We start from the raw sequence: 26,399 nt of genomic DNA, 5'->3' as shown, positions 1-26,399 counted from the left end.
ACTGCATCGACCGGCCCACCCAACGCGACTTCGGATCAGCCAACCCGCCTTGCCAGCATTTCATTGCGAATGAGCGCATGCAGATCTTCCGCGCTGGGCTGCGTGCCCCATCTGCTCGCGCCCGCCACCGACGCAATCGCGAACCACGAATGCGGCGGAAACCACTCCTGCACCATCGCGCCGTTTTCGCGCAGACATAATTGCCCCGTCAGTTCGCTGAACTCGGCGGACATCGACTTGCCGTTCAGATGCACGGTCACGCACGTGCCCTTCGACGACGGTTGCTCCTCCACGCTAACGATCGCGTCCCCGTCGTGCAGATGTTCGTATGAGGTAGCCATGATCAATTGCGCCCGGCAAGTGCGCTTCGACGCAAGCGCCCGAACATCGTCCATGCGAGTGTTGCTTTCATCGTTCACTCCTGGCTTCTGATCTCGGGAGCGACTATATGCAAACCGCAATCGGGAATCTGTGTACGTGTGTAAGCAAACGTGAATTCCCATCGCGTTGCACCGTGCAGAAGGGGCGAACTGTAACGGGCGTGCGTCGATACAACACTTCGTCGATTCGATCGCGCTGCGCGACAGCATGAAAACAGCGCGCGCGTGATCGTCTATCACATGATCGCGGCTACGCATACGCGGGTGGATTCCGCTGATAAACGACGGCATGCACGACGCAAACGTTGTCACAGCGGGGTAACACAGTTCGGAATATCGTGTTGCCCGGAATCACACTGCATTCCTCGTTCCCTACCCACCACGACGCGCCCGCCCCACTGCGTTTTCTGCGTCGTCTGCCTTCCACCGCGAGAACAAACGACATGTCGAACAAGAACACACCCGATGATGCATCGCCAGCCGAGCAAGCCGCCAACCCGTCAACCACGTTTTCGCGCCGAGGCTTTCTGAAGCTCGCGGGCGCATCCGGATTCGCGACGGCGGCGGGCACGTTCGCAGGCCAGGCCAAAGCCGCGCCGTCGGCACCCGACGGCACGCCGGAACAGATCCATCTGACCTGGGGCGAAGACCCCACGAATGAAGTCGTGGTCTCGTGGGGTTCGGCGGCGGCCGCCGCGAATCCGCGCGTGCGCTTCGGCGCAGCGGGCGAAAAGAAGGAGACGGTGCATGCCGTTCAGCGCACGTACACGGACGGCCTGAACGGCGAAGTGGTGTTCACGTATCACGCGCGTCTGCACGGCCTTCATGCCGCGACGACGTATCAATACGAAGTAACGGCGGATAACGACAGCAACTCGGGCACGCCCTTTTCCGCGACGTTCACGACGGCGCCGCGCGGGCGCGCGCCGTTCCGCTTCACGAGCTACGGCGATCTCGCGACGCCCAACACGGGCTGGGTGCTGTCGTCGCCGCAAAGCCGCTTCGCCGTGCAAGCCGTCGAGCGCTTTCAGCCGCTCTTTCATCTGCTGAATGGCGACCTGTGCTACGCGAACCTGAACCCGACGCAGCAGCCGGAAGTGTGGCGCGACTTCGGCAACAACGCGCAGACATCGGCGGCGAATCGTCCGTGGATGCCGTGCCCCGGCAATCACGAAGTCGAATTCCACAACGGCGCGCAAGGCTTCGATTCGTATCTGACGCGCTACACGCTGCCGGGCAACGGCACGCGCTTTCCGGGCCGCTGGTACAGCTTCCGCGTCAGCTCGGTGCTGTTCGTCTCGCTCGATGCGGACGATGTGATCTATCAGGACGGCGCCGCTTTCGTCGCCGGACCGGGACCGCTCGTGCCTGCCGCGAGCACGGGCAACCCCGCCATCCAGCCGGGCACGTCGTTCTACATTCGCGGCTACAGCAACGGCGAGCAGACGCGCTGGCTCGAAAAGACACTGCGCCATGCCGCCGACGATGACGACATCGACTGGATCATCGTGCAGATGCACCAGGACGCGTTGAGCTCGTCGAGCACGGGCAACGGCTCGGACAAAGGCATCCGCGAAGCGTGGCTGCCGCTCTTCGATCGCTATGGCGTCGACCTCGTGCTGTGCGGCCACGATCACGACTACGAGCGCAGCTACCCCGTGCGCGGCTGCAACCACCACGCGGGCATCGACGCGACGACGGGCGAGAAAGTCGACACGTTGCAACCGAAGCCGGCTGTCCATCCGCACGCGAGCAGCGGCAACACGTTCGACACGAGCCACGGCACGATCCATCTGATTCTCGGCGGCGGCGGCACGAGCGCGCCGCTCGATGTCTACGGCCTCGATACCGGTAACGGCAATCCGCAAGCGAAGGTGTTCACGAAGCCCAACCGGCCGATAGCGGGCACGACGGCGGGCACCTTCACGCGCGCGAACGCCGACGCGCTCGAAGATGCGATCTGGTCCGCGCAGCGCGACACGCGCACGGGCTACGGCATCGCCGTGTTCGACTACGATCCGGGCCAGCACGGCGGCAAGACGACGATCACGATGAACTACTACCACGCGCCGGGCGCCGACAAGACGCCGACGCAGACGTATGAACTCTTCGAGACCGTCACGCTGTCGAAGCATCGACACGGCTGATGATCCAAAGCGGTTGCACTGCGCAATGTCTTCAGCGCAGGCATGCCAACGCAACCGCCTTCGTAGTTTCCTGATGCGCGCGGCGGCCGCGTGGTCGCGAGACTACGAGTCGCGCCGCAAAATCGCGCGCGCCTATCCCTACAATCGACGGACTGGGCACGTTGCCGTTGCGGCAGCGCGTCCCCCTGTTCCCGGCACAAACGACACTCAACACGACTTGATTCCGCCGTGCATGCCTTGCCTTTCTTGCGAGCCAACGTCGACGAGCGTATGGATCAGGTGATGGGCGACCCGCATGCGCACGGCACGCGTCGTGCCGAACCCGCACAGACGCCGCCCGCGACCGCGCTCGATGCGTCGCCTTTCCTGCCGCGCCTGAGCGCCGCCGCAGCGCGCGGCTTGACGAACGCTTACGCGGCGCGCGCGCCGCTGCCGCTGCGCCTCGGCGACAAGAGTTACGAGGTGGCCTGGCGAGCGGATGCCGAGCCCGTCGCGAATGCGCACGCGTATCGCTTCGTCGTCGGCCCGGCGCACGGCACGGTGTGGATCGATCCGTCGGCGGAAGCGGAATGGCTCGGCGATGCAGCCGATCCCGCCGTGCCCGCCGTATTGCGCGCCGCGCTGCTCGCCGATCTGTGCGCGCCGCTGACGAAGGCGCTGCAAACGCTCACGCGTCAGCGCGTCGAATTGCTGCCGCCCGTTATCGATCCAACCGCCGCTCAAGGCGATGAGCCGCCAACGCAGCCGGCCCACACCGACAGCGCCGCGCTGCGTTTCGAGTTGCGCCGCGCCGACGACGGCTGGCGTTGTCACGGCGCATTGCTGTTCGATGTGCCGGACGCGCTCGGCGTGTTCTTCGCCGCGCCGCCCGCCGACGATGCCGCCTTGCGCGCGCAAGCCGCCAACGCGTTCGCGACGCTGCCCGTGCCGCTCGCATTCGAGCTGGGCCGCACGACGCTGACCACGCAAGAACTCGCCGACGTCGAAGCCGGCGACATCGTCGCGATCGAACATTGGCGCACGCAGGGACAAAACCTGCTGTGCGTCGCCCACCTGCCGGCGACGCCCGCATGGGAAATTCTCGGCATGCCGTCGGGCAACCGTATCGTCGTCGAGCGAATCAGGGAGATGCCTTTGGAACCCACGCAATCGCCAGAAGCGCCGCGCGCGCAATCGTCCCAACCGGACACCACGTCCGCTTCCTCTTCCACGCAGTCCGCGCGCCCGTTCGACGGGCTCGCCGTCGAGCTGACGTTTCAGTTGCCGTCATGCACGATGCCGCTCGGCGAATTGAGCACGCTGCAGCCGGGCGGCGTGATCGAGTTGCAGCAGGGCATCAATCAGAGCGTGATTCACATCGTCGCGAACGGCACGCAGATCGGCACGGGCCACCTGATCGCCGTGGGCCAGAAGCTCGGCGTGCGCGTCACGTCGCTCACGCCGCCCGCTGCGCACGCGCCGCGCGAGCGTCAGGATGGGTAATCTGCCGAATCCCGTCTCGCTGATCGCCGTCATCGTCGCGCTCGGCATTGCGCCGTTCGCCGCGCTGATGGTGACGAGCTACACGAAGCTCGTCGTCGTGCTCGGCCTGCTGCGCTCGGCGCTCGGCATCCAGCAGGTGCCGCCGAACATGGTGCTCAACGGCATCGCGCTGATCCTCTCGCTGTTCATCATGGCGCCCGTCGGCATGAACATCCGCGACGCGTTGCAGCAGCGCAATTTCAATCCTTCGGGCCAGCTCTCGACGGCGGACATCGGCGCGCTCGCCGACGCCGCACTGCCGCCCATCAAGGACTTTCTCGTTGCGCACACGCGGCTGCGCGATCGCGAGTTCTTCGTGAAGACGGCCACGAGCGTCTGGCCGAAAAGCCGCGCCGAAGGTCTCAAGGACGACGACTTGCTGGTGCTCGTGCCGAGCTTCACGCTCGCCGAACTGACGAAGGCGTTTCAGATCGGCTTCGTGATCTACATCGTGTTCATCGTCGTCGATCTGCTCGTCGCGAACGTGCTGCTCGCGCTCGGCATGCAGATGATTTCGCCGACGACGATCTCCGTGCCGTTCAAGCTGCTTCTGTTCGTCGCGCTCGACGGCTGGTCGCTGCTCGTACACGGCCTCGTGCTGTCGTATCGGGTGACGGGATGAAATGCGCGGCCGGCGCGGGCTGGCGGCGGCTGTCGCGCTGCGCGTGTCTGCTGTCATGCATCGCCGCGTCGCTCACGTCGATCACCGCGCTCGCGGCAAGCATCGCGAACGATGCAACAGCGCAACCGCACGCCGATCCGCGCAACGGCTTCGCGCAGCTCGCGCACAGTTGCGCGCCGAACGTCGATGTCGTCACGCTCGCCGCACTCGTGCGCACGGAGTCGGGCTTCAATCCGCTGGCGATCGGCGTGGTGGGCGCGCATCTCGCGCGTCAGCCGGCGTCGCTCGCGGAAGCGCTCGCGACCGTACAGGTGCTCGAAGCGCGCGGCTACAGCTACAGCGTCGGCCTGTCGCAAGTGAACAATCGCAACTTCGCGAAGTACGGCGAGACGGCGGCGACGCTATTCGAGCCGTGCCGCAATCTGCGCGCAGGCGCGGCCATCCTCACCGATTGCTTCGCGCGTTCGAGCCGCACGCCCGTCGATCAGCAGATGGCATTGCGCGCGGCCCTGTCGTGCTACTACAGCGGCAACTTCACGACGGGTTTTCGCGCGGGCTACGTCGGCAAAGCCGTGATGAGCGCGCGCATCAACGCGATGCGCGGCGGCGTCGAGCCGATACCCGTCGTCAGCGATGCGCACGCGCCGCCGCTTGCGCGCCGCGACCAGGCCAAGGCGCTCGATGCAAGAGTCGACGAGACGTTGAACGAAGTGCGAAGCCACGCGGATTCATCGGCACATGACAGCACACCTGTGAGCAACGTCAAACACAACGCGCCGTCGTGCAGCGCGCATCCGCTCGTGACCGTCTGCCACGGACTCAGCGCGGCGCGGATTCGCGCGCTGTGCGTGCGCTGTCTCGACGCGCATTGAAGCGCCGTCATCCGCTGCCCTTCGCCCATTTCAGCAGCCGCGCTACTTCCTCGAAGTGATGCGGCGAGATCGTGCCGTTCTCGGGCGTCGATTCGTACAGCGCTTCGGCGAGCCCTGTGTTCGCGAGCGTCGGTCGCAAGCTGGCTTGCGCGAGCTTCACGATACGCTCAGCCGCTTCGCCCTCGCCGCGCGCGAGCACCCACGGCAGCGTGCCGAGCCCGCCGTAGTACAGCGCAACAGCCACGCGCGACGAATACACGATGGCCGACGCATAGCCGATCTTGTCGCTCAGCGACGCAAGCTGCATTTCAATCGCGATCTGCTTGCGGCGCGCCTGGACATGCGGATCGCCTTCGTCTTCCTTGTGCTCTCGCCGCACTTCCTCGATCGACATCTTCATCTTCCGGTTGAACTCGAACCGTTGATGCACGATGTCGATCAGCGCCATCACGATGAACACGAGTGCGGCCCAACCGAACAGCAACAGCAGCAGGTGCGCGATCAGCGCGAGTATCGACAGCGGCCGCGTGAAGCCCGATTGCACCGACGGATCAAGCGATGCGTAGATCACCCAGCCGAGCGTCGCGACGAGCAGCACCGTCTTGACGATCATCTTCGCGAGATTGACGAGATTGCGCAGCGACCACAGGTTCTTGAGGCCCTCGGCGGGATTGATCCGCGACAGCGACGGCGCGAGCCGGCTCCAGGCCATTACGCCGCCCACCTGCACGAAGCCCGCGAGCAATCCCGACGCAAGCCCGATGCCGACGAAGCCGAGCGTCGGCATCAGCCATGCGTGCGACGCGGCGCCGACGAGCGATGCGATCCGCTCGCCAGGGTCGGGCGCGCCGACGGCGTCGAAGACGAGACGAAACAGCGTCTGCACGCGCGTGAACATCTGCGAGAGGCCACTCGCGAGCGCGACGCACACGCCGACGAACATCGCCGTCGAGATGGTCTCCGCGCTCTTCGGCACCTCGCCTTTTTCGCGTGCTTCGCGCAGGCGCTTTGCGGTCGGTTGCTGGCTCTTTTCCGCCATCGCCAAAGACCCAGGCGGCCCGTCAGTGCGCCGACTGCAACAGCGAGCGCAGCAACGCGACCATGCCGCTGTCGGGACTCAGCAGATCATGCAGCGACGCGTAGACGACGGGCAGGAACAGCACCATCATCATCATCGCGAGCGCGCTCTTCACCGGCTGCGAGAACGTGAACACATTGAGCTGCGGCACCCCGCGCCCGACGAGCCCGATCCCCGCCTCGACGAGCACCAGCACGATCACGACGGGCGCGGCGAGCTTGACCATCCAGACGAAGACGGCATCCGTCTGCCGCACGACGAACGTCGACAGCACCTGCGAGAAGTTCGGCAGCAGCGTGCCGACCGGCCACCACGCATACGACTGCGCGAACACCTGCACGATCATCTGCAAGCCGCCCGCCGTCACGAAGAGCGCGATCGCGACGTAGTTCAGAAAGCCCGACGTGGGCCCGCCTTCATGTCCGCCCATCGGATCGAAGAACGACGCGTTGCCGCTGCCCGTCTGAAAGTCGATCAGATAGCCGATGCCCTGGATCGCGAACAGCACGGCACTCATCGCGCCCGCGAGCAGCACGCCGACGAGCGCTTCCTTCGCGGCGAGCAGGCACCAGACGAGAAACGGCAGATCGACGATCTGCGCGGGATCGATCACGGGCGCGACGAAGGCGGCGATCACGACGGCCAGCCCGTTGCGCACGAGGCCCGTCACGATCTCTTCGTTGAAGACGGGCACGATCAGCATCACGGGCAACAGGCGCGGCATCACGTAGAGCAAAGGCCGCGCGCCCGATGCGATGTCGGTGAATTGCTGGGCCTGATCTAGCATCGCGCGTCGCGGGTGAAGGGCAGTGCGTCGTTGCCGTCGTCGGATGCGTCAGCCGCTTGCGATGCGCCGAAGCGCCTCGCCGCGAAGCTGTCCGCGAGCTCCTCGGCGGCCCGCTCGACACGCGCGGCCCGCGAGCGCTGCGCTTGTTCGCCCGCTTTCTGGAGCTTGTCCTCGGCGGCCTGCGCGCGTCGTGCCGCGCGTTGCAGTTGCGCAAGCTCCGCTTCGTGGCCGTCGTGCGCGACGCTGGCCTGCTTCAGCGAATCGCTTGCCTTGCCGATGCTCACGTTGAACGTGCGCGTGTCGGCGACAGCCTCCTGGAAGTGACGCGCCGAGCCGCCTTCGCCCTGCGCGAGCCGTTGCTGGATCGCCGCCTTCGCCGCGACCTGCTGATCGAGACGCTGATGCGCTTCGTCGAGCGCGCGCCGGCTTTGCGCGGCGATGCGCTGCTGACGGGCCGCCGCGACGCGCGCGAGTTGCGAGCGCATTTCGCGCACGCGCTTCAGGCGAGCGAGCGTCGCGAGCACGGCTGCGTCGTCGGCATCAGACATGATCGTCCGCCAGTTTCGCAAGACGCGCGAGCGTCGGCTCGAACGATGCGTTGTCGCTCGCGGCCTGCGCGCAGAACGCGGCGATCGCGTCGCGCGCGCGCAAGGCCAGATCGCCGAGACGGTCGCTGCCTTCGCGATACTCGCCGATCTGCACCAGCAGTTCGATTTCCTGATACTTCGCGATCAGCTCGCGCACGCGCCCCGCCGCGCGCTGATGTCTTGCGTTCGTCACGAGCGGCATCACGCGCGACAGACTCGCGAGCACGTCGATCGCGGGATAGCGGTTCGCGAGCGCGATCTTGCGCGACAGCACGATATGGCCGTCGAGAATCGAGCGGACTTCTTCCGCGATCGGGTCCGACTCCTCGTCGCCTTCGACGAGCACCGTATAGAGCGCCGTGATCGAGCCTCGCTCGCCCTGCCCCGCGCGTTCGAGCAGACGCGGCAGCACCGCGAACGTCGAAGGGGGAAAGCTGCGGCGCGTCGGCGGCTCGCCGCTCGCGAGACCGACTTCGCGCTGCGCGCGCGCGAAACGCGTCAGCGAATCGACGAGCAGCAGCACGCGCTGCCCGGCATCGCGGAAGTGCTCCGCGATGGCCGTCGCGACGAGCGCGGATTTCACGCGCTCCATCGCGGGACGGTCGGACGTCGAGACGACGAGAATCGAGCGCGCGCGCACTTCAGGCGAAAGCGAATGCTCGATGAACTCGCGCACTTCGCGGCCGCGCTCGCCGACGAGTGCGATCACGTTCACATCGGCTTGCGCGCCGCGCGCGATCATGCCGAGCAGCGTGCTCTTGCCGACGCCCGACGGCGCGAAGATGCCCACGCGCTGGCCGACGCCGAGCGTCATCAGGCCGTCGATCACGCGCACGCCCGTCACGAACGGCGTGTCGATCATGCGGCGCGCGAGCGGATTGGGCGGCGGCTGTTGCGTCGACACCCACGCGCCGCCCGTCACGGGGCCCAGGCCATCGAGCGGCGCGCCGAGCCCATCGAGCACGCGCCCGAACAGCGACGGCCCGACGGCGAACATATGCGCGCGGCCCGACGGCACGACGGTCGTTTCCGGCGACAGCCCTTCGACGTCGCCGAGCGGCGTGAGCAGCGTCGTTTGCCGCGAGAAGCCGACGACTTCGGCAAGACGCGTCGGCTGACCGGGCGTGTGCAGTTCGCAGATTTCGCCGAGCCGCGCGCGAATGCCCGTCGCGTTCAATATCTGCCCGACGGCGTGATTGACGCGCCCCTGCACCGACACGGGCGAAAAGAACGCGAGCCCCGCATCGAGATCGCCGACGAGCCGGCCGCTGTCGAGCGGCAACGCGTCGTCGTCGCCGATATCGGTGTCGCTCGCTGGCGTATTCATCGCGTGGTCCCCTTCAACGGCTCGCGGCGAATCGCCTGGCGCAGCGCGTCGATCTGCAAATCGAGGCTCGCGTCGATGCGCCCCGACGGCGTTTCGACCGTGCATGCCTGCGCGCCGATCTGCGCGTCCTCGACGATACGTATCTTCTGCGACTGCGCGTGCTGCGCGGAAGCGCTGGCGAGCGCTTCCTCCATTTCTTCGCGGCGTCCCGGCGCGACGTGCACGACGAGAAACGGTTCGTCGCGCACGAGCGGCAAGATGCGCGCGAGCGCCGCCTCATAGAGCCGCTGCGTGTTCATCTCGCCGACGATCGCACGCACGGCCTTCACGACGATCTCGGCCATCGCGTCCTTCATCGATTCCATCGTCTTCGCGGCCGCGAGCGCCTGCGTATAGCTCTGCACCGCGTGCTCCTGTTGCGCGCGCAGCAAACCTTCCGCATAGCCCGCCTCGCGCCGCGCATCGAATTCGCGCTGCGCCGCTTCGACGATGCGCCCCGCCTCTTCGCGCGCGGTTGCGATTACCGCCGACGCGTCGAGCAGCGCCGCGTACTCGCGCTCCTTGAGCACCTTGCGCTCGGAGAGCAGTTGCAGGTTGTCGCTCGTAATCAGAAAAGCCAGTCCCATGTCGCGAACCTCTCGGGGATCAGGAAGAGAAACAGCAGTTCGCCAAGCTGGTCGCGTTGCGCGTGATTCAGCAGATACGGCGCTTCGCTGTCGATGGCCAGGTTGAACTTGAGCGTCACACGCCGTTCAACGGCTTCGCCCGCCGCGCCGACGAAGTCGGCGAGCAGGCGGCCTCCGCGCGCACGGATTAGCGAAGGCAACGCGGCGGGGTCGTCGCGCCACGGTTCGAGCGTCTCGCCGAGCGCGCCGAACTCCGGCGCGCGTTCGAGCGTCAGTTCGAGCGCATCCGCGCCGAGCTTGCCGACGATCTCCGCGCGCACGCGCCGCTGCTGCAACGCGTCGCGCAGCCACACGCGATGCAGCAGCAGCCCCGCATACGACGCCAGTTGTTCGAGCGCCGCGCCCGGCAGCAGCGCGAGCCGCGCAAGCGGCGTCGACGCATCGAAGTCCATCTGCTCCGCGCGATGCAGCGACAGCAGATGACGCGCGATCAGGCGGCGGCCCGCGTCGTCGAAACGCGATAGATGCCGGTACGCGGCGGGCCAGTCGGCGGGAATGCGCGTCACGTGCAGATACGTGTCGGGCCGCAGATTGAACTCGCATACCATCCGGTAGAACGCGACATGCTGCGGCGGCGCGGGTGGTGCGAGCATGTGTGTCCAGGGCTGCGTCATCGTCATGCTGAATCATCGTCGTGAATACTCGCGGGCTTCGCGCGCGCAATGTGCACCGTCATGCACTGTCACGCGCGCTGTCGCTCATGCGCACGCCGCGCGTGGCGATTGCGGCACCCGACGCGCCGTTCGATGCCGCGCCGTCGCTGCGCGCGCCGCCGAGCAGCCCCGCCAGCCGCGCACCGAACATGCCGCGCCGCGCGGCCGACAGCGCGATCACCGCGAGCGTCAGCAGGATCAGCGCGCCGACCAGCCAGCCGAGCGGCGAGCGCAGCCGCACGATGTCGGTGAGCGCGTTGCCGATGCCGTTCACGGGCGCGGTCTTCGCGGCAGCCGGTTGCAGGAACAACGACACGTTGTCGTACTGCAAGCCCTCGATGCTGTGCGCGACGAGATCCTTCACCATCGGCGCCATCGCGCGCAGATCGACGCCCGGCTTGTAGCGGATATACACAGCCGCCGACGACGGCTTGATCTTGTCCGCAAGCGGATCGTTCTCCGGTATCACGACCTGCACGCGCGCGACGACCACGCCTTCGATATCCTGCAACGTGTGCGTCAGATCCTGCGAGACGCCGTACAGATAGCGCATGCGCTCCTCGGCGGGCGTCGACACGAGCCCCTGCTTCTGGAACAGCTCGCCGATGCTCGCGTAATGCGGCTTCGGCAGGCCGTTCGCGTGCAGCACGGTGAGCGCGGACTGCATGTCGTCGTCGGCGACTTCGACGAGCCATGCCTGCCGGTCCGACGCGTCGCGCGCATCGTTGTCTTTCGACGCGGCGATGCCCGCGTCGCCGAGCACGGCCACCATCTGGTTCGCCTCGGCTTCCGTGAGGCCCGAATACACCTCCTTCTGGCAGCCCGCGAGCAGCAGCACGAGCGCGCACGCCGCCACGACGCGCGCGGCGGGCCCGAGGCGCGGCGCTCGCGTGCGGCTATTGCGCGTATCGCATGGATCGCACGTGTCGCTTGAATCGCGCTTATTGCACGCGTTGCATGAAGCCGTCATCCGTCATTCCTGGTTCTTCAGAATCGAATGCGTCAAGCCGTTGGTCGCCTGCGCGACGGCAAGGCTCAACTGGTATTCGGAAATCGTCGTCGTCGCGCTCCACTGGAAGTCGAGCGCCTGCGCCATCGACATCAACGGATCGTTGCCGTTCTGCGCGATCGACGTGAGCATCTGCTCCTGATGCTTCTGCATGCCCGAATAACGCGTGTCGAGATCGGTCGTGAACGTGCGCAGCCGTTCGACGAGCGACGAACGATTCGCGTCGGCGGGCGTCATGCGGACATCCGTCGATACGGGCGGCGCCTGCTGCGCCTGCTGCGTCGCCGATGCCGACGACGTGCTTTGCGGTGCGGACGGCTCGCCTGCATTCGGCGTCTGCATCAAGCCGTCGAAACGCTTGACCTGCACCGCGTCGGGCGCCTGGGCCGCATCGGCGTTCGTCGACGCCACGGCATTGGCGAGCGCCGCCGTCGAAGGCGGCGCGACACCTGAGACACTCATGATCTGTCCTCCTTGTGCTCATCCCGTCGACGCGCGGACAGCCGGCCGCAACGCGCGCGCACGAGGCCGCCGCCGATGCGCTTCATCGGCGTATGCGGGCATCGCGCGCCACGGTGGCGCGGGCGGCGGGCGACCAGCGGTGCCCGGCGTCAGGAGCGTCCTGCGGAACCGATATGCTCCGCTGCCTGTGACGCCGCCGTTCCGGCTGCCGACGTGACAGCGCCCGTCGTCTGGAACGTGCTCGTCGAGCTTTGCACCTGGAACTGGATTTCGGTGAGCTTCTCCTGCGCCTGGATCAGCTGGTTCGCCTGGTTCTGGACTGCGCCCGTGTCCGTCACTGGACCCGTGTTGTTGGTCGTACCCATCAGTCGCTCCTTCATGCGTCAAGAAACATCCGGCTGCACGGCCCCATGCCGTGAGCCGTCACGCGAGCATTCGCACCGGCTTCGATGCGCGAGCCTGCGTCCTGCTGCGCCACCCTGCACGCGCGATATGTGCAGCTGCGTGTGCTGCTGCGTGTGTGGCGCGAATCCTGTCGAGCCTTCATGGCTGCGTTGTTCCGTCTGCTTGCGTTGGGGGCCGCGCTGGGGTTCCCGTTGCGGTCGGTGTCGGCGTTTGCATCGGCGACGAACCCGGCGTTTGCGCCGCCGGTTTCGCGCCCGCAACGGAAGACGCCGCTACGCCCGATACCGGCAACGCAACGCCCGCCGCCGAGCCGCTCGCGACCACCGATGCCGCCGCAGCCGCCGACGCGCTCACAGGCGTCCCCGTTGCCTTGCCGCCGAGCGGCATCGTGATGCGGCGCCCATCCGAATCGAACACGACCTCATCCGCGCCGATCGACACGATCGTCGGCCCCTGTTTCATCTTTGCGCCTTCGAAATAGCGGCTGCCGTCCACGGTTTCGATGTAGCGCTGGTCGCCGTCGCCCGCGAACACGGTGACGATCTCCGGAATGCCCGCCATGCCGCCGAGCATGCCCGTGCGGGCCGGCGCGCGCGGATCGTCGTAGCGCACGTGATCGACGACTTCGAGCGCGGGCCGCGCGTCCTTCATGTAGTTCTGGATGCGCTGCGCGATCTGCGCGCGCGGCGCCGTGCCCGTCAATTCGATCCGGCCGCGCCCTTCGTAGGTCACGTTGAGCGGCGTATCGCTGAAGTAGGTCTGCGCGGTCGCGAGCAGATAGCTGACGACATAGATGTTGCCGAGCGCCGCGTTGTCGACGCTCGCGACGATCCGCGCGACCTTCTCGCGCTCCGCGCCATCCTTCACATAGCCGGAGACGAGCGCGCCGTCGTCGCGCGGCGCGACGTCGAGTTCGGGATAGACACGCAGTGCCTGCTGCAAACGATGCACGCGCGAGAGCACCGATTCGTGCTGCCACGGCAAGCCGCCCGACCACGCGACGAGCCCATAGCCCAGCGCGCCGAGCGCGACGCCGATCCACAGCGCGGCCAGCACGAGCACGAAGCGCCGGCTGCCGACGCGCCGTCCCGCATCCGCGAGCCAGCCGAGCCATGCGGCGTCGCGGCCCATCGGCGGTTGTTCGCTTTCGGCGGGCAACGCGACCGTCGAGAACGCATTGCGCGCAATGCCGAGGCGTATCGAGCCGACTGTCACGATGTCGGCGGGCGTCATCGAACGGCGGCCCGCGCCGAGCGGCTCGTCGTTGAAGAGCACGGATGCCTTGCCCTCGCCGAAGTTCTGCACCGTCACCGCAAGCGCGCCGACCTGAAGGCACAACTGCTTCGCCGCGATCTCGCGATCGGGCAGGATCACTTCGCAATCGGCCGCCGTGCCGACCCAGTTCGCACCGCGCGCGAGCGACATCGTGCGTCCGTACATCGGGCCGCTCAGGAAGCACAGATTCCACGGCGACGCCGCCGTGTCCTGCGACGAGGCAGCGGGCGCGCTCAGCGCGGCGGCATGCGGATCAAGGGTGATCGTAGGCATGATCCTGCGTTCCTTGCGTGCCCTGCGGCGCTGTCTGCTGCGCCGCTGCCGGCTGCGACGCCGCGTCGTTCGGCGATGGCGGCTCGGGCGGCGGCAGCGGCGGCCCGTAGCGCGTGCCCGGCAACGGCTTCGGCGTGAGCGGCACGGCGATGTCGTTATCGGGCGGCCGGTACGTCGTCAGCCCGTTCGCATCCGGTGCGCTGCCGATGTTCGGATTGATGGGCGCACCATCGGGCCCATACATCGACGCATTGCTGACCACGCGCGGCGTGAGCAGATAGAAGCGCTCCATGTGCTCGCCCGTCTTGTCGGTGTACTTGAAGAAATTGCCGATGAGGGGAATGTCGGAGAGCCACGGCACGCCGCTCTTGTTCAGTTGCACCTGATCGTTGTTGAAGCCCGCGATCAGCAGGCTCCTGCCTTCGTCGATCATCGTCTTCGTGACGATGTTGCGCTGCTGGATCACGGGCACGTTCGACACCGATTGCCCCGGCACGACGTTGCCGTCCTGAATGTCGATCGACATCATCACGCTCTGCGCATTCGGCCCGTGCGCGGCTGCGACATGGGCGGCGGCCAGCGCGGCGGCATCGTCGACGATCATCGGCGTCACCTTGATGCTCGTGCCCGTCGTCACGCTGTACAGCGACGAATCCTGGAAGCCTTGCACCTGTACGTAGAACTGCGTGAGGTTTTCGAGGATCGCCTCCGTGTTGTCGAGCGCGAGCACCTTCGGCTTCGAATGCAGTTCGGCCTTGCCCGTCTGCGCAAGCGCGTTGACGCGCGTGAGCAGATAGTCGCGCAGCGAGCCGCCGATCGATGCCGTGAGTGCGATGCCCGTCGGCATGAAGGTGCCCGTCTGCCCCGGCTCGGTCGTGCCGACGCCGAACGTGAGGGGCGGATTGCCGCTGCCGTTGAACTGCGTGTTGCCGTTCAGCGGATTCGCGCCGTTGCCGATCTGCACATCGCCGTGCGTCGTGTGCAGACGCCAGTCGATGCCGAGACTGTCGAGCGAGTTCTCGTCGATGTCGATGATCGTCACGTTGATTTCGACAATGCGCGGACGCACGTCGAGTTCGTTGATCAACGACTGGTAGCGGTACATGTTCTCCGGCAGATCGCGCACGAGCACCGCGTTGATCGCGGGATCGGCTTCGATTTGCGGCAGCGTATCGCTGCCTGCCGTCGACTCGTTCGAAAACGGCTGAGAGCTGTCCGGCGACGCGCCCGTCGCGCCATAGCCGCCGTAGCCGGCCGGCCCGCCCGCGATGTCCGGAAACTCGAGGCGCGGCACTGCGATCGTCACGCCCGAGCCGAGCTTCATCTGCCGCGCGGCAGCGCCGAGCGTGGCGTTGGTCGGCACGTAGTTGTTGCGCGTGCCGCCTTTGCCGTACAGGCGCTTGAGCATCGTCGCGACGCCGGGAATCACGACTTCCTTGCCCGAGCGGTTGATCGTGAAGTCCGACGCCCAGCCGTACTTGAGACGGAACGCGCGCACATCCGCGAGCTGCCCGTTCGACGACGGATTGCCGACCGTACTCACGGCCTGGCGCACGAGTTCGATATAGCGGCGCGGCCCGGACACATAGATGCTGTTCGAACGGTCGTTGATGACGAGCTGAAAACGCTTGTCGGTGATCTGCATCGTCTCCAGCGCACGGCCGATTTCGCCGGCCGAATTCGGTGGAATGGGGATGACCTGGCTTTGCGACTGATCGGCGGGATCGACGTAGAGGAACGAGCCGTCGTAGTACCACGTGAGGCCGTAGGTCGAGCAGATCGTATCGAGCGTCTGCTGCGGCGTGCCCGAGAAGCGTCCGCTGATGGTGCCGTCCACTTTCGGATCGACGACGGCCGTCACGCCTTGCGACGAAGCCAGCTCGCGAATGAAGTCCGCGATCTTGCGGCCGTTCGCGACGATCGTGAACGGCCGGTTGCGCCAGCGCAACTCGGCCGCGCGCGCGGGCTGCGCGAGCGAAGCGAGGATCGACATCGACAGCAGCGCGACCACGGACAGCACCGCGAGCGCGTTCTGCGCGCGCCTTCTGTCGAACTGGAACGGAACGGCACGTAGGCGCATCAGAGAACACCCGTCGAAGAAACGAACAAACGCGTCAGCGCCTGCTGCGCGAAACGCAGCACCTCGCCACCCAGCCAGCCGGACAACACCACCAGCGCGACCATCACGGCGATCAGCCGCACGGCGATGCCGATGTTCGCGTCCTGCACCTGCGTCACCGCCTGCAGGATCGCCACGATCAGCCCGACGGCGGTCGCCGTCAGCACGATGGGCAACGACAGCAGCAGCACGAGCACGAGCGCCTGCTGCGTGAGATCGAGGATCGTAGAGCTGGTCATGGCGTGGCCTGTGACGTGCGGACTTCGGCGCCTGCGCCAACGGTGCCGTCGTCGGGCGGATTCTTCACCCAGCCCACGGTGTGCAGCTGCACGTCCTCCTCGATCTCCTGATATGACAGCACAGGCAGATCGGGCAGCACCGGTTGCAAGATCGACTTCGCGTAGCGGCGCGCGCCGAGCGCGACCATCACGGCGAGCCGCGCATTGCCATGCTGCCCCGGCGCGGCGCTCGACGCATTGACGATCGCGCGCACCTGCTCGCAGATGTCCTGCTTGATCGCGCTGGAGAGCGCCAGAAAATTGCCCTGCTTCGTGCGCATCACCGCGTTCTCGATGCGCTCCTGCAAGTTCTGTTCGAACAGCACGACGCGCAACTGGCGCGCGGCGCCCGCGTGGCGGTCGGTGATCATCCTGCGCAAATCGATGCGCACGAGTTCGACGAGCGCGATCACATCGTCGGGCTCGTTCGGCGCCCACGTGATGAGGCTCTCGAAGATCACGCGCAGATTGCGGATGGGCACCTGCTCGGCAAGCAGGCGCCGCAACACCTCCGTCACGCGTTGCAGCGGCACGAGCCGCGTCAGTTCGCCGACGAGTTCCGGGTGATCGCGCCGCACCAGATGCACGAGCGCCTGCGTTTCCTGAATGCCGATCAGTTCGTCCGCGTGCTGCCGCACGATCTGTTCGACGTGGGCCGCGAGCACGGCTTCGCTCGGCAGATGCTTGCCGTCCGCGGGCGCGTTCGCGTCCGTCCTGATCCAGAGCGCCGTTGCGAAGGGACCGAACGCTTCCGCCGGCTGACGCTCCGCGCTCTCGGGCAACGGCGACACGCCGTCCCACATCAGCCAGCCGGGCTTCAACGCGCCGTGCGCGGCCAGCACGTCTTGCAGATAGATCCGGTAGGTGCCGTCCGGTGCGCTTTCGTCGTCGTTCAGCGTGATGCGCGGAAAGACCGTGCCGATATCGGCATCGACGCGCGCCTTCGCGGCCGACAGCGCGGACTGCAACTGCGCGAGGTTGAGCGCGCTGCGCAAATCGGCGGCCAGCGTGACGGCGATCAGCGACGTCACGCCCGCGACATGCGAGACGCGCGCCGCTTGCCCTTCTCCCTGCGCGCCATCGACGCGGCCCGCAATGTTGATCAGGTTGAACGACGGCGCGGCCGTGCGGCGCTTCATCTGCACGATCGCAACGCCGCCAAGCGCGAGCGCGATCAGCGCGAACGACCATTTCGGAAAGCCCGGCACGATCAGGAAACCGGCGAGCACCAGCGCCGCGATCAGCAGCGCGCGCGGATGCGCACCCAGTTGTTCGCCGAGCTGCTCGCCGAGCTGGCGCTGGCGCGCATCGCGTGTCGCGACGCGCGTCGTCACGATGCCCGCCGCGATCGACACCAGCAGCGACGGAATCTGCGACGCCATGCCGTCGCCGACCGTGAGAATCGCGTAACGCTGCAACGCGTCGCCGATGCTCATGTCGTGCATCACCGTGCCGACTGCGATACCCGCGACGATATTGATGAACGCGATCACGAGGCCCGCGATCGCGTCGCCCTTCACGAACTTCATCGCGCCGTCCATCGCGCCGTGCAGCTGCGATTCCTGTTCGAGCTTTTCGCGCCGCTCGCGCGCCTCTTCCGCGCTGATGATGCCCGCGCGCAGATCGGCGTCGATGCTCATCTGCTTGCCTGGCATTGCGTCGAGCGAGAAGCGCGCACCCACTTCCGCGACGCGCTCCGAACCCTTTGCGATCACGATGAACTGCACGACGGCGATTACGAGAAACACCACGCCGCCCACGACGACGTTGTTGCCGACGACGAGCCGCCCGAACGCGTCGATCACGTGGCCCGCATTCGCGTGCAGCAGAATCAGCTTGCACGATGCGATGTTCAGCGAAAGGCGAAACAGCGTCGTGAACAGCAGCAAGGCCGGAAACGACGAGAAGCTCACTGCGGACGGCACATACGTGGACACCGTCAGCAACACGACGCTCACGGCGAGATTCAGCGAGATCATCCCGTCGAGCGCCGCTTGCGGCAGCGGCAGAATAAACAGGGCAATGACGGCGACGATGAACGCCGCAAGGAACAGATCGGCGCGCGGCGCCACGGCGCGGCGCGCGCCGGATACGCTCGCGCCAGCGGGAAACATCCGCTGCCAGCCGCGCGGAAGCGCCTTGAGATCTGCCATCGTCGAATGCCCACTCCCTGTTTGAAACACGGTTTGTGATATTTGCTGAGGCGAATCGTGGTTGGAACCGTTGTGCGCAAGCGGTCCTGATCGGCTTGCCGTGCGGCGCGATCGGTAGGCATGCGCGAGACGGTTTTCGCGGCGCGCACGCGACCCGACACCCGACGGGTATCCGGATGCGATCGAGTGTAGCGGCGCGTGTGTTTATAAATTTCGGCGCGCCTCGTAGGCACACGGATGCTTTTACGGCGAACCGCGCGCGTCACTACGAAACGCGCGGCGGCGTCACGAAACGTTCACGCGCGCACGCGCCGCGCGGCGAGGTACGCAAGCTGTGCGCGATTCTGCACGTTGAAAAGCCGTTCGAGTGTCTGGATGTGATAGCCGACCTTGTGCAGCGAGACATGCAGCGCATCGGCGATGTCCTGATCCGACAGGCCTTGCACGAGCCGTTCGAGCACGGCTTCCTGCTCGTCGTCGAGCGTGATCGCGCGCGCCTGACGCACGCGCGACCCGACATAAGGCTGCGCGAAACGATGCACGGCGAGACTCACGGCAAGTGCCGTGCCGACGACGCGATCGTTGATCCAGTCTGCATCGCGCAACTCGGAAGTGAGCCCGACGCCGACATTCAAATCGAGTTGCGGCGCGGACAGGCTGAAGATCACGCCGCTATTCATCCCGTGCGCCCGCAACGATGCGGCGAGCGCGAGTGCGCGACGGTCGCCCGTGCGCTGCGCCTCTTCGTCGATGCGATCGAGCCGCCATGCAACAGGAAAGCCGCTTTGCTGTACTTCGGCAAAACGCGGATCGGACGCGTACCACATGCCGTCGAAATAAGCCTGCACGAAAGACACGGGCGCGAGATCGCGCAGTACATAAGCGTGCAATACGCGCTGGCCAATCATTTCATATGCGCCGTAACTCAGCGTGCTGAATCCGGCCGCGCGCATACGCGCGTGGATTTGACAAAAATCGAGTTCGAACGGGTCGGATTTTCCGGCTGCCATCTGTGAGCCGGTAATAACGACATTGCTATCGCCGCGCGCATCGGCGACATGATGTGACGACAAATGATTTCGATGCGCGTGAACATCCGCCTGTGAAAACCATTCGACTATGGGCGCGCCTTCGTGGGGTGTCATAAAGAGCCGTTATCTCGTTCTCTTGTTCTGTTTGACAACACTTCGAACCCCGATATATCACCGGCCTTTTATATGTATCGCGCACATTCGTTTTTCATTTAGCGCACTTTGTCCTGCGACATATTACTTGAGCCTGGTTTCGTATGTACAATGCCCCCGAATGCTTTAGTGCTTCCTTTAGTGCTTGCTCCTTTTGCCTCTAACATTCGTTTAGCTGTTGCACGCGCGCAGCGCGGTCTCTACGCAAAAGCCCGTTGATTGGCGATCCTGCGTGAAATCGGCGGTGCCGCATCAAGGACTGCGCCAATGTCTGAAGTCGTGTCGAGCCCACATTCTTCCGCATGCAGCGTTGCGCAAGGCGCGACCGCATGCGCGAATGGCGATGCCGCGCTGAGTGCGCGCTGTATTCCCGTGGTCTGGTACAACGATTCAACAGCAGCTGCCGTCGAGCAGAAGGATGCGCCGCGGCTTGGCGTCGCCGAAATATTGTCGAGTGCGCAAAGCGAAGCGGAGCGCGCGCGCATTGTGTCGAGCCTGCTGCATCTGACGGGCTTTTCGACGTTCGCGTACTTCGCGCTCGAATTCGCAAGCGATCGCGTGGAACGGCTCTTTTTGCACGAGGCGTTCACGCCGTCAACGTATCGTGGCGAATATGTGCAGCGTCATCACTTCGATGTCGATCCGCGCACGTTCGGCGCGCGCATGTGCAACATGCCCATCGTGTGGGACTTGCGCAATCTTCGTCAACACGGCGAGCGTCACGGGCTTGCTTTGCCCGACGAACGCGAAGCCTTCGACGATTTCCTGCAAACAATGCGCGACGATGCGATGTGCAGCGGCATCATGTATTCGATGGCGATGCCGGGCACGCGTCTGCATGCGTTCATGAGCTTTACCGCGCCTCGACGCAATCGCGACTGGATCACGTCCGCGACGGTCGAACAGGCGCTGTCGATCGGCCTGTCCGTACACAAGTTCGGTTCACCGAAACTGATCGCCACCGCGCGCGAGCATGCCGCCAACCGGCTCACCGCATTCGAACAGAAACTGCTGACGGGAATCGCAGAAGGTGCATCCGACAAGGAGATCGGCCGCCGTCTCGACACCAGCGCGCACAACGTCGACTACCATTTGCGCAAGCTGCGCAAGCGCTTCGGCGTGTCGAACCGGATCGAACTGACTTATCTGACGGCGAAGATGGAATTGATTTGAGCGGGTGCTCATGTATTCAATGACGCCGCCAGCTTCGCATAGGTGTTCTCGTCGGTGCGATCGAAATAGAGCGGCGTGACCGATACGCGCCCCGATGCGACCACCGCCGTTTCGCTATCGGGAGCGTTGTCGCGCGGGCCGCGCTGGAAACGCAGCCAGTGATATTCGAGGCCGCGCGGGTCGACCTGCGGCAGCACTTCGATATCCCGGACAAGTCCCACGCCTTGTCTCGTCGGCGTCAGCGGCCCTGCAGCGGATGCATCGACATCGGGGAAATTGACGTTCAGGCACACGGGCGCGTCGTGCTCGATCGCAAGCAACTGGCGAATCACGCCGGGCGCGAGCGCACGCGCCGTGTCCCAGCGCACGCTCTCGCGGTCCGTGAACGTCTGGCTCAACGCGATCGACGGCAGCCCGAGCAGCAGTCCCGTCATCGCCGCGCCGACGGTGCCGGAGAACATCGTCTCGACGCCAAGATTGCCGCCGCGATTGATGCCGGACAGCACGAGCGTCGGCGGCGCATCGCGCATCAGATGACGCACGGCCATCACGACGCAATCGCCGGGCGTGCCGACGACGCCGAAGCGGCGTTCGCCCTGGCGGCTCACGCGCAACGGCGAATGGAGGCTGATCGAGTGCGACGTGCCGCTCTGGTCGTGCTCAGGTGCGACGACCCACACCTCATCGGCAAGTTCGGCGGCGACGGCTTCGAGTACTGCGAGACCCGGCGCATCGATACCGTCGTCATTGGTCAGAAGAACGCGCGGTACTTTCGAATCAAAAGCGGACATCGAGGGATCTCCTTTATGTGTGGCGTTGTCTGCGCGGGCTTGTGCTTCCGTTTGCGTTCGGGTTGGCGTTGGCGTTGGCGTTTGCGTTTGCGTTGGAAAACTCAGGCACCCGCGATGGGCAGAGCGTACCAAAGAACGAGCATCGCGGACATTGCACGCAAGCTCCCTCAGCCGTACGCGATTCATCGATGCGCGATGGCCTTGATGTCCAGTGGAAACGGATTTGGCAAAGCGGGAAATGAGCAGAGAGGTGCGCTTTATGTTGGCGCCATTGGCAATAGATGTGCCGCTCACTACGAAAAACATCGACAAAAAAGCCGGCACGGGTAGCGCCGGCAAGAAGACGCCGGAATCTGCGAGGGAATGTGCCGGAGTCTTAATCACTAATTGTATTCTCTCAATCTTAGATTAAGCTTAAGGAACTCCATCTTCCATGCATTAATACTTTGGGAAAATTTCACAGCAGTTTTTACGTCAGTCATTCATTCATTTCATTAAACGAAGCGGTGCTTTCTGATTAACGTGCGTTTATCCATTTGATGAATAAACGCAACGCCAGGCGTTTTCCCTGGCGTCGAACGCTTCTCTCACAACTTGACTCCCTGCCTGCCGTTAGCGGCGCTTTCGGTTGGACAACCACGGCTTACAACGCCGGATGACTGGCTGATGTGGCGGATCGGACCATCCGGGTGCCGACGATTCCATGTGCCATCGCATCAATTCGACCCGAACGAATGGATCGTGAATCGCCAATGCTACGTCCGCGAATCGATAAAAAGGAATGCGGCAATGCAGCAGCGGTCCGCTAATCCCAATCGCGCATTGCTTCTCAAAATCATTTTCAAATTTTTCATTCCCCACTGGAAACTTACTGAATCGACCGGTTTGCTGTTTTTATATGTTTCGGCATCCATACATTCATTCGCACTTTCATATGGAAACCATCAATTTATTTTCGATGCGTTATCAACGCGCGTTCTGCATCCTTACGTCCAGATCGAAGCACGGCAATTCAGCCGCTTCAACGACAACGTGAGCCCGCGTGTGCAATGAACATCGAGGCGCTCCGGCAGATTTTCCGAAGTACTCAGGCGTTGACCTGCGTTTTCTGCTACTCAAAGGAGCTCACTGATGAAAAAACCATTACTGGCCTTTCTACTCGTGGCGACGGCCGTGATCGCCGGATGCGGCGGAGGAGACAACTCCAGTTCGACGCCGACGGCGGCGACACCCACCCCGCCCAAGCTGCTGACCAACATTGCCGTGCCCAATGCATCGAGCCCCGCGTTCAGCTTCGACATCGGCTATGAGGAAGCAGGCAAATACTATCTGTCCGACCGCAACAACAAATCCGTCGACGTCGTCGATACGAAATCGAATGCGTTGATTGCGCAGATTCAAGGCGGCTTCACCGGCATAGGCGCGACGACCGACGCTTCCGGACCTGACGGTATCGTCGGCATCACGGGAGCGAATACGCTGTATGTCGGCGATGTGGATTCCGTGAAGATCGTCGATACGTCCGCGATGAAAACCCTCAAGACGATTACGATCAGCAACACAGGCTCGCGCGTCGACGAAGGCTGCTACGATCCTGACGACCATCTGGTGATGTTCGCAAGTCCCGGCGAATCGCCGCCATACGTGACCTTCATCTCGACGACGACGCAAGCCGTCGTGTCGAAACTTGTCTTCAACGGTTCTTCGGGACTCGAGGCTTGCACGTACGATCCGGCCTCAAAGAACTTCCTGATCAATAACGACGGAACAGCGGCCAATCCCGACGGCCAACTCGACGTCATTACCGCGAGTTCTGTCACGTCGAACGCGCCGATCGTCAGCAAGTCGTTTCCGCTCGGCAAGTGTGGGCCCTCGGGAATTGCACTCGGCCCTAACAGCGACGTGCTGATCGGTTGCGATCCGTCTGCGGGCGATCCGTTGATCACGCTGATACTCGATCGCAACACGGGCGCTCAATTCGCATCGATTCCATTTGGCGGCGTCGACCAGGTGACATACGATCCCGCGTCGAATCGCTATTTCCTGCCTGCGCGTCACTATGTGACAAGTGGCACGGCCGCGTCATCGGGCTTCAGTCCGCAAATGGGTGTGATCGACGGCGCGACGCGCAAGTTGCTCTTCACGGTCGCAGTGGGAACGGGCGCGCATTCGGTTGCAGTGGATAGCAGCCTCGGCCAGGTCTATGTGCCTTATCAGCCTGGCGCCGCGGCATTCCCGAATGGCGGCATTTCGGTGTTCTCGACGAAGTGATCGCCCGCTGAAACGAAAAAGACGTGCGGCAGACAAAAGAACATACGCCGCACGTCAACCGGGCTACCGATGATGATCAGTTGGCATCGAGTCCGGGCAAAGCCGGCGTGCCTTCAACCTTGACGGAGTGCAGTTCGTTCGGGTTCAGTCCCAGTGCGCGAAGAATAGTCGGCGCAACTTGCGTCGTCGTCACATGGCGTCCGATGCGCTCACCATGAAAGTGACCATCCGGGAACGACACGACCAGGCCAAGATGACTGTCATCCGGTGCGTTGCCGCCGTGCTCTTCATCCTTCTTCTGGCTCGTCGTGTAGATCACGCCGGGATTCGGCTGCACGATGATGTCAGGCGTCCGGCCATTCGACGGATCGCCGAACATCGACGCGAGGCGCGCTCCCGACAGGATATACGCCTGCGGGCCGTCCGCGCAGATACCCGGCGCGTTGCAGCTCAGATTCGCCTTGAGCGTCGCGACAGCGGCCTGCACCTGGCTCTGATCGCGCAACCAGATAAGCCCGACGTCATCCGTTTGCACGAAGCCCGTTCCTACCAGACCCGTTCCATCGTTCAGCGCCTTGGCATTGTTGTTCTGACCAAAGTTGCCCTTCGGATCGAGGTAGTTGTTCGCTTCGAGCAGCGCCGTCACCGTGTCCCCGTTCTTGACGAGCTTCGTATGATCGCTCGGCGACTGTCCGTGCTTCGCCGTCACGATCATCATCGTCGAGCTCGCCAGATTGCGCGCTTTCAACTCCGCGACCATCTTGCCAAGCGCATCGTCTACATAAGCGATTGCCGCCGTCACCTGCGGACCAGGCGTGAAGCTCGCATCGAGATAACCGCCGCCCGTCGCGACCGTCGCCTTTTGCGCAACGCTCAACGTCTGGAAGTTCGTGCCGAATAGAGTCGGTACAGGTGCATCGCGCTTTCCCGTCGAATCTTTGCCGTCTATTTCGTCGATGATCGAATTGACGTGAAAGTTATCGAAGATCTCGGTGTTCTGATAGGCATCGGTATAGTCATTGCCCGTCGCCGGATTGATCGAATTGATTTCAGTGCGAGAAAGATCGTCGACACCGCGGCCTGACGGTCCATTCAGCCAGTCGTAGCCCCACGCGTGCTTGTCGGCCCATGCCGTGTGCGAGTCGCGCATGTGCTGCTTCACGACCTCGAAGATCGTATTCGTCTTGATGTAGTCATGCGGATAGACGGGCACGCACTTGTTGCCGACCTTCGCGTGCGGAATCGCATCGGGATTGAATGCGCCACCACCGTCGAGATGAATCAGCGCCCCACCGTTTTGCGCATCGATGCCTGTCGTTTCATCGAATACGACGTTCCAGCCTTGCTTGCCCGTGCAACCGGTATCCTCAGGCGCATATAAGCTGCGGTCGTAGGACACGTCATAGAAGAGGCCTGCCGTTTTCGGCGATCCGCCCGTGACCAGCGCGGCGAGTCCCGGGAATGAATCCGACAAGCCCGGCGTATAGGCATTCGTGTAAGTCACACCCGACTTCGCCAGTAGCGCGAGGTTCGGGCAAGTATTCGCACCGATGCAACGCGCGACATCCTGCTCATGCAAACCATCGACGCTGATCAGCAGCACATGTTTGATTGCATTGCCCTGGTTGCCTTGATCATGACCTTGCGCGTTGTCCGCCTGCGCGGCTGCTGCCGGCAAAATCACCAAACTCAATAAGGCACCCGCTCCAACCCATCTGAAGAGACGATTCATTGTTCACCTCACGTGATGTCCAGTCCAGATTACCAATTGCTACGGCAGCGGTAATGTGCACGTTCAATGCGACCTCACGATGAAGCGCGGCTTTCGTTTTGCCCTAAGCCTGAGAATCGAAATCAGATTATCTGGTCCGGACTTTTGTTCTGATTTGCGTCGGCATTCGCAGCCATTCACGACTTCTCGTCATGGCATGAATACGATTGAAGTACCTTGCAAACCAGAACAAAGAACCGGCCTACCTCCGCATGCGCGAAAAACGACACCAGCTATGATGATCGAGATTCTTCAGTAATTCCGCGCGCATTCGCTCGCGACGGTAGTGCTGCACCATCGACAGCAACGCAAACAGCAGCACGGTCGCGCCTAGCGCGATTGCAATCCATGTTTCGTTCATTGCCATCCCCTGTAGCAAACACTCTCGCAGTACTTCGCTGCATGATCAAAGCGGGCATTGGCCCGACTTCGGACAGTTAGCGGCATTCATGCACTGCTCGAATACGAGTTCGCGGTATCGGCCCGCATCGCGATCTGCGGGTGTTCGCGGCCCGAAAGTCCGGTTCACGACGACGACGCGATTCGTGCACCGGCATTGATACAACTGTTGTTTT

The 26,399-nt window shown here is 64.1% G+C and carries 24 protein-coding genes and 1 pseudogene; 7 read left to right on the top strand and 18 right to left on the bottom strand.

All coding sequences use genetic code 11. The annotated features are described in order from the left end of the window. Nucleotides 1-35 precede the first annotated feature (35 nt). A complete protein-coding gene (locus tag VSR68_RS09060; protein ID WP_342939509.1) occupies nt 36-341 on the bottom strand; it encodes a hypothetical protein in 306 nt (101 codons plus the stop codon). A 482-nt stretch (nt 342-823) separates the two neighbouring features. On the opposite strand from VSR68_RS09060, the gene VSR68_RS09055 reads away from it, so the two are divergent. The 4 genes from VSR68_RS09055 (at nt 824) to VSR68_RS09040 (ending at nt 5,542) form a co-directional block, all read left to right on the top strand. Further along, on the top strand, nt 824-2,527 hold the full coding sequence (locus tag VSR68_RS09055; protein ID WP_342939508.1) for a metallophosphoesterase family protein: 1,704 nt from the start codon (nt 824-826) through the stop codon (nt 2,525-2,527). A 270-nt stretch (nt 2,528-2,797) separates the two neighbouring features. Further along, nucleotides 2,798-4,009 (top strand): type III secretion system cytoplasmic ring protein SctQ, encoded by a 1,212-nt coding sequence (sctQ, locus tag VSR68_RS09050; RefSeq protein WP_428983480.1) that lies wholly within the window; start codon nt 2,798-2,800, stop codon nt 4,007-4,009. Further along, nucleotides 4,002-4,670: a type III secretion system export apparatus subunit SctR gene (gene sctR, locus VSR68_RS09045; protein ID WP_342939507.1), complete on the top strand. Its 669-nt coding sequence runs from the start codon at nt 4,002-4,004 to the stop codon at nt 4,668-4,670. The genes sctQ and sctR overlap by 8 nt, the downstream gene beginning before the upstream one ends. Further along, nucleotides 4,667-5,542 carry a lytic transglycosylase domain-containing protein gene (locus VSR68_RS09040; RefSeq protein ID WP_342939506.1) on the top strand — a complete coding sequence of 292 codons (876 nt, stop codon included), beginning with the start codon at nt 4,667-4,669 and terminating at the stop codon, nt 5,540-5,542. Before sctR ends, VSR68_RS09040 begins: the two co-directional genes overlap by 4 nt. 7 nt (nt 5,543-5,549) lie before the next feature. Here the strand turns inward: VSR68_RS09040 and VSR68_RS09035 are convergent, their stop codons facing one another. The 14 genes and pseudogenes from VSR68_RS09035 to VSR68_RS08970 all read right to left on the bottom strand — a co-directional run bounded on the left by VSR68_RS09035 (nt 5,550) and on the right by VSR68_RS08970 (nt 19,779). Next, nucleotides 5,550-6,581, bottom strand: coding sequence for an EscU/YscU/HrcU family type III secretion system export apparatus switch protein (locus VSR68_RS09035; RefSeq protein WP_342939505.1), 1,032 nt, complete (start codon nt 6,579-6,581; stop codon nt 5,550-5,552). Between the two features lie 22 nt (nt 6,582-6,603). Beyond that, nucleotides 6,604-7,407, bottom strand: coding sequence for a type III secretion system export apparatus subunit SctT (gene sctT / locus VSR68_RS09030; protein ID WP_342939504.1), 804 nt, complete (start codon nt 7,405-7,407; stop codon nt 6,604-6,606). A 38-nt stretch (nt 7,408-7,445) separates the two neighbouring features. After that, nucleotides 7,446-7,955: pseudogene (locus tag VSR68_RS09025) on the bottom strand (hypothetical protein); the annotation flags it as partial. Next, nucleotides 7,948-9,321, bottom strand: a complete 1,374-nt coding sequence (locus VSR68_RS09020; RefSeq protein WP_342939503.1) for a FliI/YscN family ATPase — start codon at nt 9,319-9,321, stop codon at nt 7,948-7,950. The gene VSR68_RS09020 and the pseudogene VSR68_RS09025, both read right to left, overlap by 8 nt. Further along, complete coding sequence (gene sctL / locus VSR68_RS09015; protein ID WP_342939502.1) at nt 9,318-9,947, bottom strand: type III secretion system stator protein SctL; 630 nt, start codon at nt 9,945-9,947, stop codon at nt 9,318-9,320. The genes VSR68_RS09020 and sctL overlap by 4 nt, the downstream gene beginning before the upstream one ends. Continuing rightward, nucleotides 9,929-10,600, bottom strand: coding sequence for a SctK family type III secretion system sorting platform protein (locus VSR68_RS09010; RefSeq protein ID WP_342939501.1), 672 nt, complete (start codon nt 10,598-10,600; stop codon nt 9,929-9,931). Before VSR68_RS09010 ends, sctL begins: the two co-directional genes overlap by 19 nt. 79 nt (nt 10,601-10,679) lie before the next feature. Beyond that, a complete protein-coding gene (sctJ, locus tag VSR68_RS09005; RefSeq protein ID WP_342939500.1) occupies nt 10,680-11,630 on the bottom strand; it encodes a type III secretion system inner membrane ring lipoprotein SctJ in 951 nt (316 codons plus the stop codon). 3 nt (nt 11,631-11,633) lie between these two features. Then, the gene (locus VSR68_RS09000) at nt 11,634-12,131 is read right to left on the bottom strand and encodes a hypothetical protein (RefSeq protein WP_342939499.1); all 498 of its coding nucleotides are present in this window, start codon (nt 12,129-12,131) and stop codon (nt 11,634-11,636) included. 149 nt (nt 12,132-12,280) lie between these two features. After that, nucleotides 12,281-12,496, bottom strand: coding sequence for a hypothetical protein (locus tag VSR68_RS08995; RefSeq protein ID WP_090870907.1), 216 nt, complete (start codon nt 12,494-12,496; stop codon nt 12,281-12,283). A gap of 178 nt (nt 12,497-12,674) precedes the next feature. After that, entirely contained in the window at nt 12,675-14,084 is a 1,410-nt protein-coding gene (gene sctD, locus VSR68_RS08990) for a type III secretion system inner membrane ring subunit SctD (protein WP_342939498.1), read from the bottom strand. Next, nucleotides 14,065-16,164 carry a type III secretion system outer membrane ring subunit SctC gene (gene sctC, locus VSR68_RS08985; RefSeq protein ID WP_428983479.1) on the bottom strand — a complete coding sequence of 700 codons (2,100 nt, stop codon included), beginning with the start codon at nt 16,162-16,164 and terminating at the stop codon, nt 14,065-14,067. Before sctC ends, sctD begins: the two co-directional genes overlap by 20 nt. Beyond that, nucleotides 16,164-16,442, bottom strand: coding sequence for a type III secretion system export apparatus subunit SctS (gene sctS / locus VSR68_RS08980; RefSeq protein WP_342939497.1), 279 nt, complete (start codon nt 16,440-16,442; stop codon nt 16,164-16,166). Before sctS ends, sctC begins: the two co-directional genes overlap by 1 nt. Continuing rightward, a complete protein-coding gene (gene sctV / locus VSR68_RS08975) occupies nt 16,439-18,634 on the bottom strand; it encodes a type III secretion system export apparatus subunit SctV (protein ID WP_342939496.1) in 2,196 nt (731 codons plus the stop codon). The genes sctS and sctV overlap by 4 nt, the downstream gene beginning before the upstream one ends. 296 nt (nt 18,635-18,930) lie before the next feature. Further along, a complete protein-coding gene (locus VSR68_RS08970; protein ID WP_342939495.1) occupies nt 18,931-19,779 on the bottom strand; it encodes a helix-turn-helix transcriptional regulator in 849 nt (282 codons plus the stop codon). Between the two features lie 306 nt (nt 19,780-20,085). Between VSR68_RS08970 and VSR68_RS08965 the strand changes: the two genes are divergently transcribed. Continuing rightward, on the top strand, nt 20,086-20,991 hold the full coding sequence (locus VSR68_RS08965; RefSeq protein WP_342939494.1) for a helix-turn-helix transcriptional regulator: 906 nt from the start codon (nt 20,086-20,088) through the stop codon (nt 20,989-20,991). 8 nt (nt 20,992-20,999) lie between these two features. Here the strand turns inward: VSR68_RS08965 and surE are convergent, their stop codons facing one another. After that, nucleotides 21,000-21,782, bottom strand: coding sequence for a 5'/3'-nucleotidase SurE (gene surE / locus VSR68_RS08960; protein WP_342939493.1), 783 nt, complete (start codon nt 21,780-21,782; stop codon nt 21,000-21,002). Between the two features lie 789 nt (nt 21,783-22,571). On the opposite strand from surE, the gene VSR68_RS08955 reads away from it, so the two are divergent. Together VSR68_RS08955 and VSR68_RS08950 are read left to right on the top strand one after the other, a co-directional pair. Beyond that, nucleotides 22,572-22,835 (top strand): hypothetical protein, encoded by a 264-nt coding sequence (locus VSR68_RS08955; RefSeq protein ID WP_342939492.1) that lies wholly within the window; start codon nt 22,572-22,574, stop codon nt 22,833-22,835. A 78-nt stretch (nt 22,836-22,913) separates the two neighbouring features. After that, complete coding sequence (locus tag VSR68_RS08950; protein ID WP_342939491.1) at nt 22,914-24,053, top strand: hypothetical protein; 1,140 nt, start codon at nt 22,914-22,916, stop codon at nt 24,051-24,053. 76 nt (nt 24,054-24,129) lie between these two features. Here the strand turns inward: VSR68_RS08950 and VSR68_RS08945 are convergent, their stop codons facing one another. Together VSR68_RS08945 and VSR68_RS08940 are read right to left on the bottom strand one after the other, a co-directional pair. Further along, entirely contained in the window at nt 24,130-25,785 is a 1,656-nt protein-coding gene (locus VSR68_RS08945) for an alkaline phosphatase family protein (RefSeq protein ID WP_342939490.1), read from the bottom strand. Nucleotides 25,786-26,026: 241 nt separating this feature from the next. Next, on the bottom strand, nt 26,027-26,185 hold the full coding sequence (locus tag VSR68_RS08940) for a hypothetical protein (protein WP_342939489.1): 159 nt from the start codon (nt 26,183-26,185) through the stop codon (nt 26,027-26,029). Nucleotides 26,186-26,399: the final 214 nt, after the last annotated feature.

The organism is Paraburkholderia phymatum (genome assembly GCF_038900715.1).
In the GTDB taxonomy this organism is placed as follows: domain Bacteria; phylum Pseudomonadota; class Gammaproteobacteria; order Burkholderiales; family Burkholderiaceae; genus Paraburkholderia; species Paraburkholderia phymatum_A.
Note: the sequence above shows the minus strand (reverse complement) of the source record. Positions and strands in the feature narration are given on the sequence as shown.

What these genes read in the sequence shown, in the direction of transcription:
- sctQ (WP_428983480.1), top strand. Translation starts at nt 2,798, where the DNA reads ATGGATCAGGTGATGGGCGACCCGCATGCGCACGGCACGCGTCGTGCC.
- sctJ (WP_342939500.1), bottom strand. Translation starts at nt 11,630, where the DNA reads ATGACGGCTTCATGCAACGCGTGCAATAAGCGCGATTCAAGCGACACG.
- VSR68_RS08995 (WP_090870907.1), bottom strand. Translation starts at nt 12,496, where the DNA reads ATGGGTACGACCAACAACACGGGTCCAGTGACGGACACGGGCGCAGTC.
- VSR68_RS08965 (WP_342939494.1), top strand. Translation starts at nt 20,086, where the DNA reads ATGTCTGAAGTCGTGTCGAGCCCACATTCTTCCGCATGCAGCGTTGCG.
- VSR68_RS09060 (WP_342939509.1), bottom strand. Translation starts at nt 341, where the DNA reads ATGGCTACCTCATACGAACATCTGCACGACGGGGACGCGATCGTTAGC.
- sctV (WP_342939496.1), bottom strand. Translation starts at nt 18,634, where the DNA reads ATGGCAGATCTCAAGGCGCTTCCGCGCGGCTGGCAGCGGATGTTTCCC.
- VSR68_RS09020 (WP_342939503.1), bottom strand. Translation starts at nt 9,321, where the DNA reads ATGAATACGCCAGCGAGCGACACCGATATCGGCGACGACGACGCGTTG.
- sctR (WP_342939507.1), top strand. Translation starts at nt 4,002, where the DNA reads ATGGGTAATCTGCCGAATCCCGTCTCGCTGATCGCCGTCATCGTCGCG.
- VSR68_RS08955 (WP_342939492.1), top strand. Translation starts at nt 22,572, where the DNA reads ATGCAGCAGCGGTCCGCTAATCCCAATCGCGCATTGCTTCTCAAAATC.
- VSR68_RS09010 (WP_342939501.1), bottom strand. Translation starts at nt 10,600, where the DNA reads ATGCTCGCACCACCCGCGCCGCCGCAGCATGTCGCGTTCTACCGGATG.
- sctS (WP_342939497.1), bottom strand. Translation starts at nt 16,442, where the DNA reads ATGACCAGCTCTACGATCCTCGATCTCACGCAGCAGGCGCTCGTGCTC.
- VSR68_RS08950 (WP_342939491.1), top strand. Translation starts at nt 22,914, where the DNA reads ATGAAAAAACCATTACTGGCCTTTCTACTCGTGGCGACGGCCGTGATC.
- sctL (WP_342939502.1), bottom strand. Translation starts at nt 9,947, where the DNA reads ATGGGACTGGCTTTTCTGATTACGAGCGACAACCTGCAACTGCTCTCC.
- VSR68_RS09035 (WP_342939505.1), bottom strand. Translation starts at nt 6,581, where the DNA reads ATGGCGGAAAAGAGCCAGCAACCGACCGCAAAGCGCCTGCGCGAAGCA.
- sctT (WP_342939504.1), bottom strand. Translation starts at nt 7,407, where the DNA reads ATGCTAGATCAGGCCCAGCAATTCACCGACATCGCATCGGGCGCGCGG.
- surE (WP_342939493.1), bottom strand. Translation starts at nt 21,782, where the DNA reads ATGTCCGCTTTTGATTCGAAAGTACCGCGCGTTCTTCTGACCAATGAC.
- VSR68_RS08945 (WP_342939490.1), bottom strand. Translation starts at nt 25,785, where the DNA reads ATGAATCGTCTCTTCAGATGGGTTGGAGCGGGTGCCTTATTGAGTTTG.
- VSR68_RS09000 (WP_342939499.1), bottom strand. Translation starts at nt 12,131, where the DNA reads ATGAGTGTCTCAGGTGTCGCGCCGCCTTCGACGGCGGCGCTCGCCAAT.
- VSR68_RS09055 (WP_342939508.1), top strand. Translation starts at nt 824, where the DNA reads ATGTCGAACAAGAACACACCCGATGATGCATCGCCAGCCGAGCAAGCC.
- VSR68_RS08970 (WP_342939495.1), bottom strand. Translation starts at nt 19,779, where the DNA reads ATGACACCCCACGAAGGCGCGCCCATAGTCGAATGGTTTTCACAGGCG.
- VSR68_RS09040 (WP_342939506.1), top strand. Translation starts at nt 4,667, where the DNA reads ATGAAATGCGCGGCCGGCGCGGGCTGGCGGCGGCTGTCGCGCTGCGCG.
- sctC (WP_428983479.1), bottom strand. Translation starts at nt 16,164, where the DNA reads ATGCGCCTACGTGCCGTTCCGTTCCAGTTCGACAGAAGGCGCGCGCAG.
- sctD (WP_342939498.1), bottom strand. Translation starts at nt 14,084, where the DNA reads ATGCCTACGATCACCCTTGATCCGCATGCCGCCGCGCTGAGCGCGCCC.
- VSR68_RS08940 (WP_342939489.1), bottom strand. Translation starts at nt 26,185, where the DNA reads ATGAACGAAACATGGATTGCAATCGCGCTAGGCGCGACCGTGCTGCTG.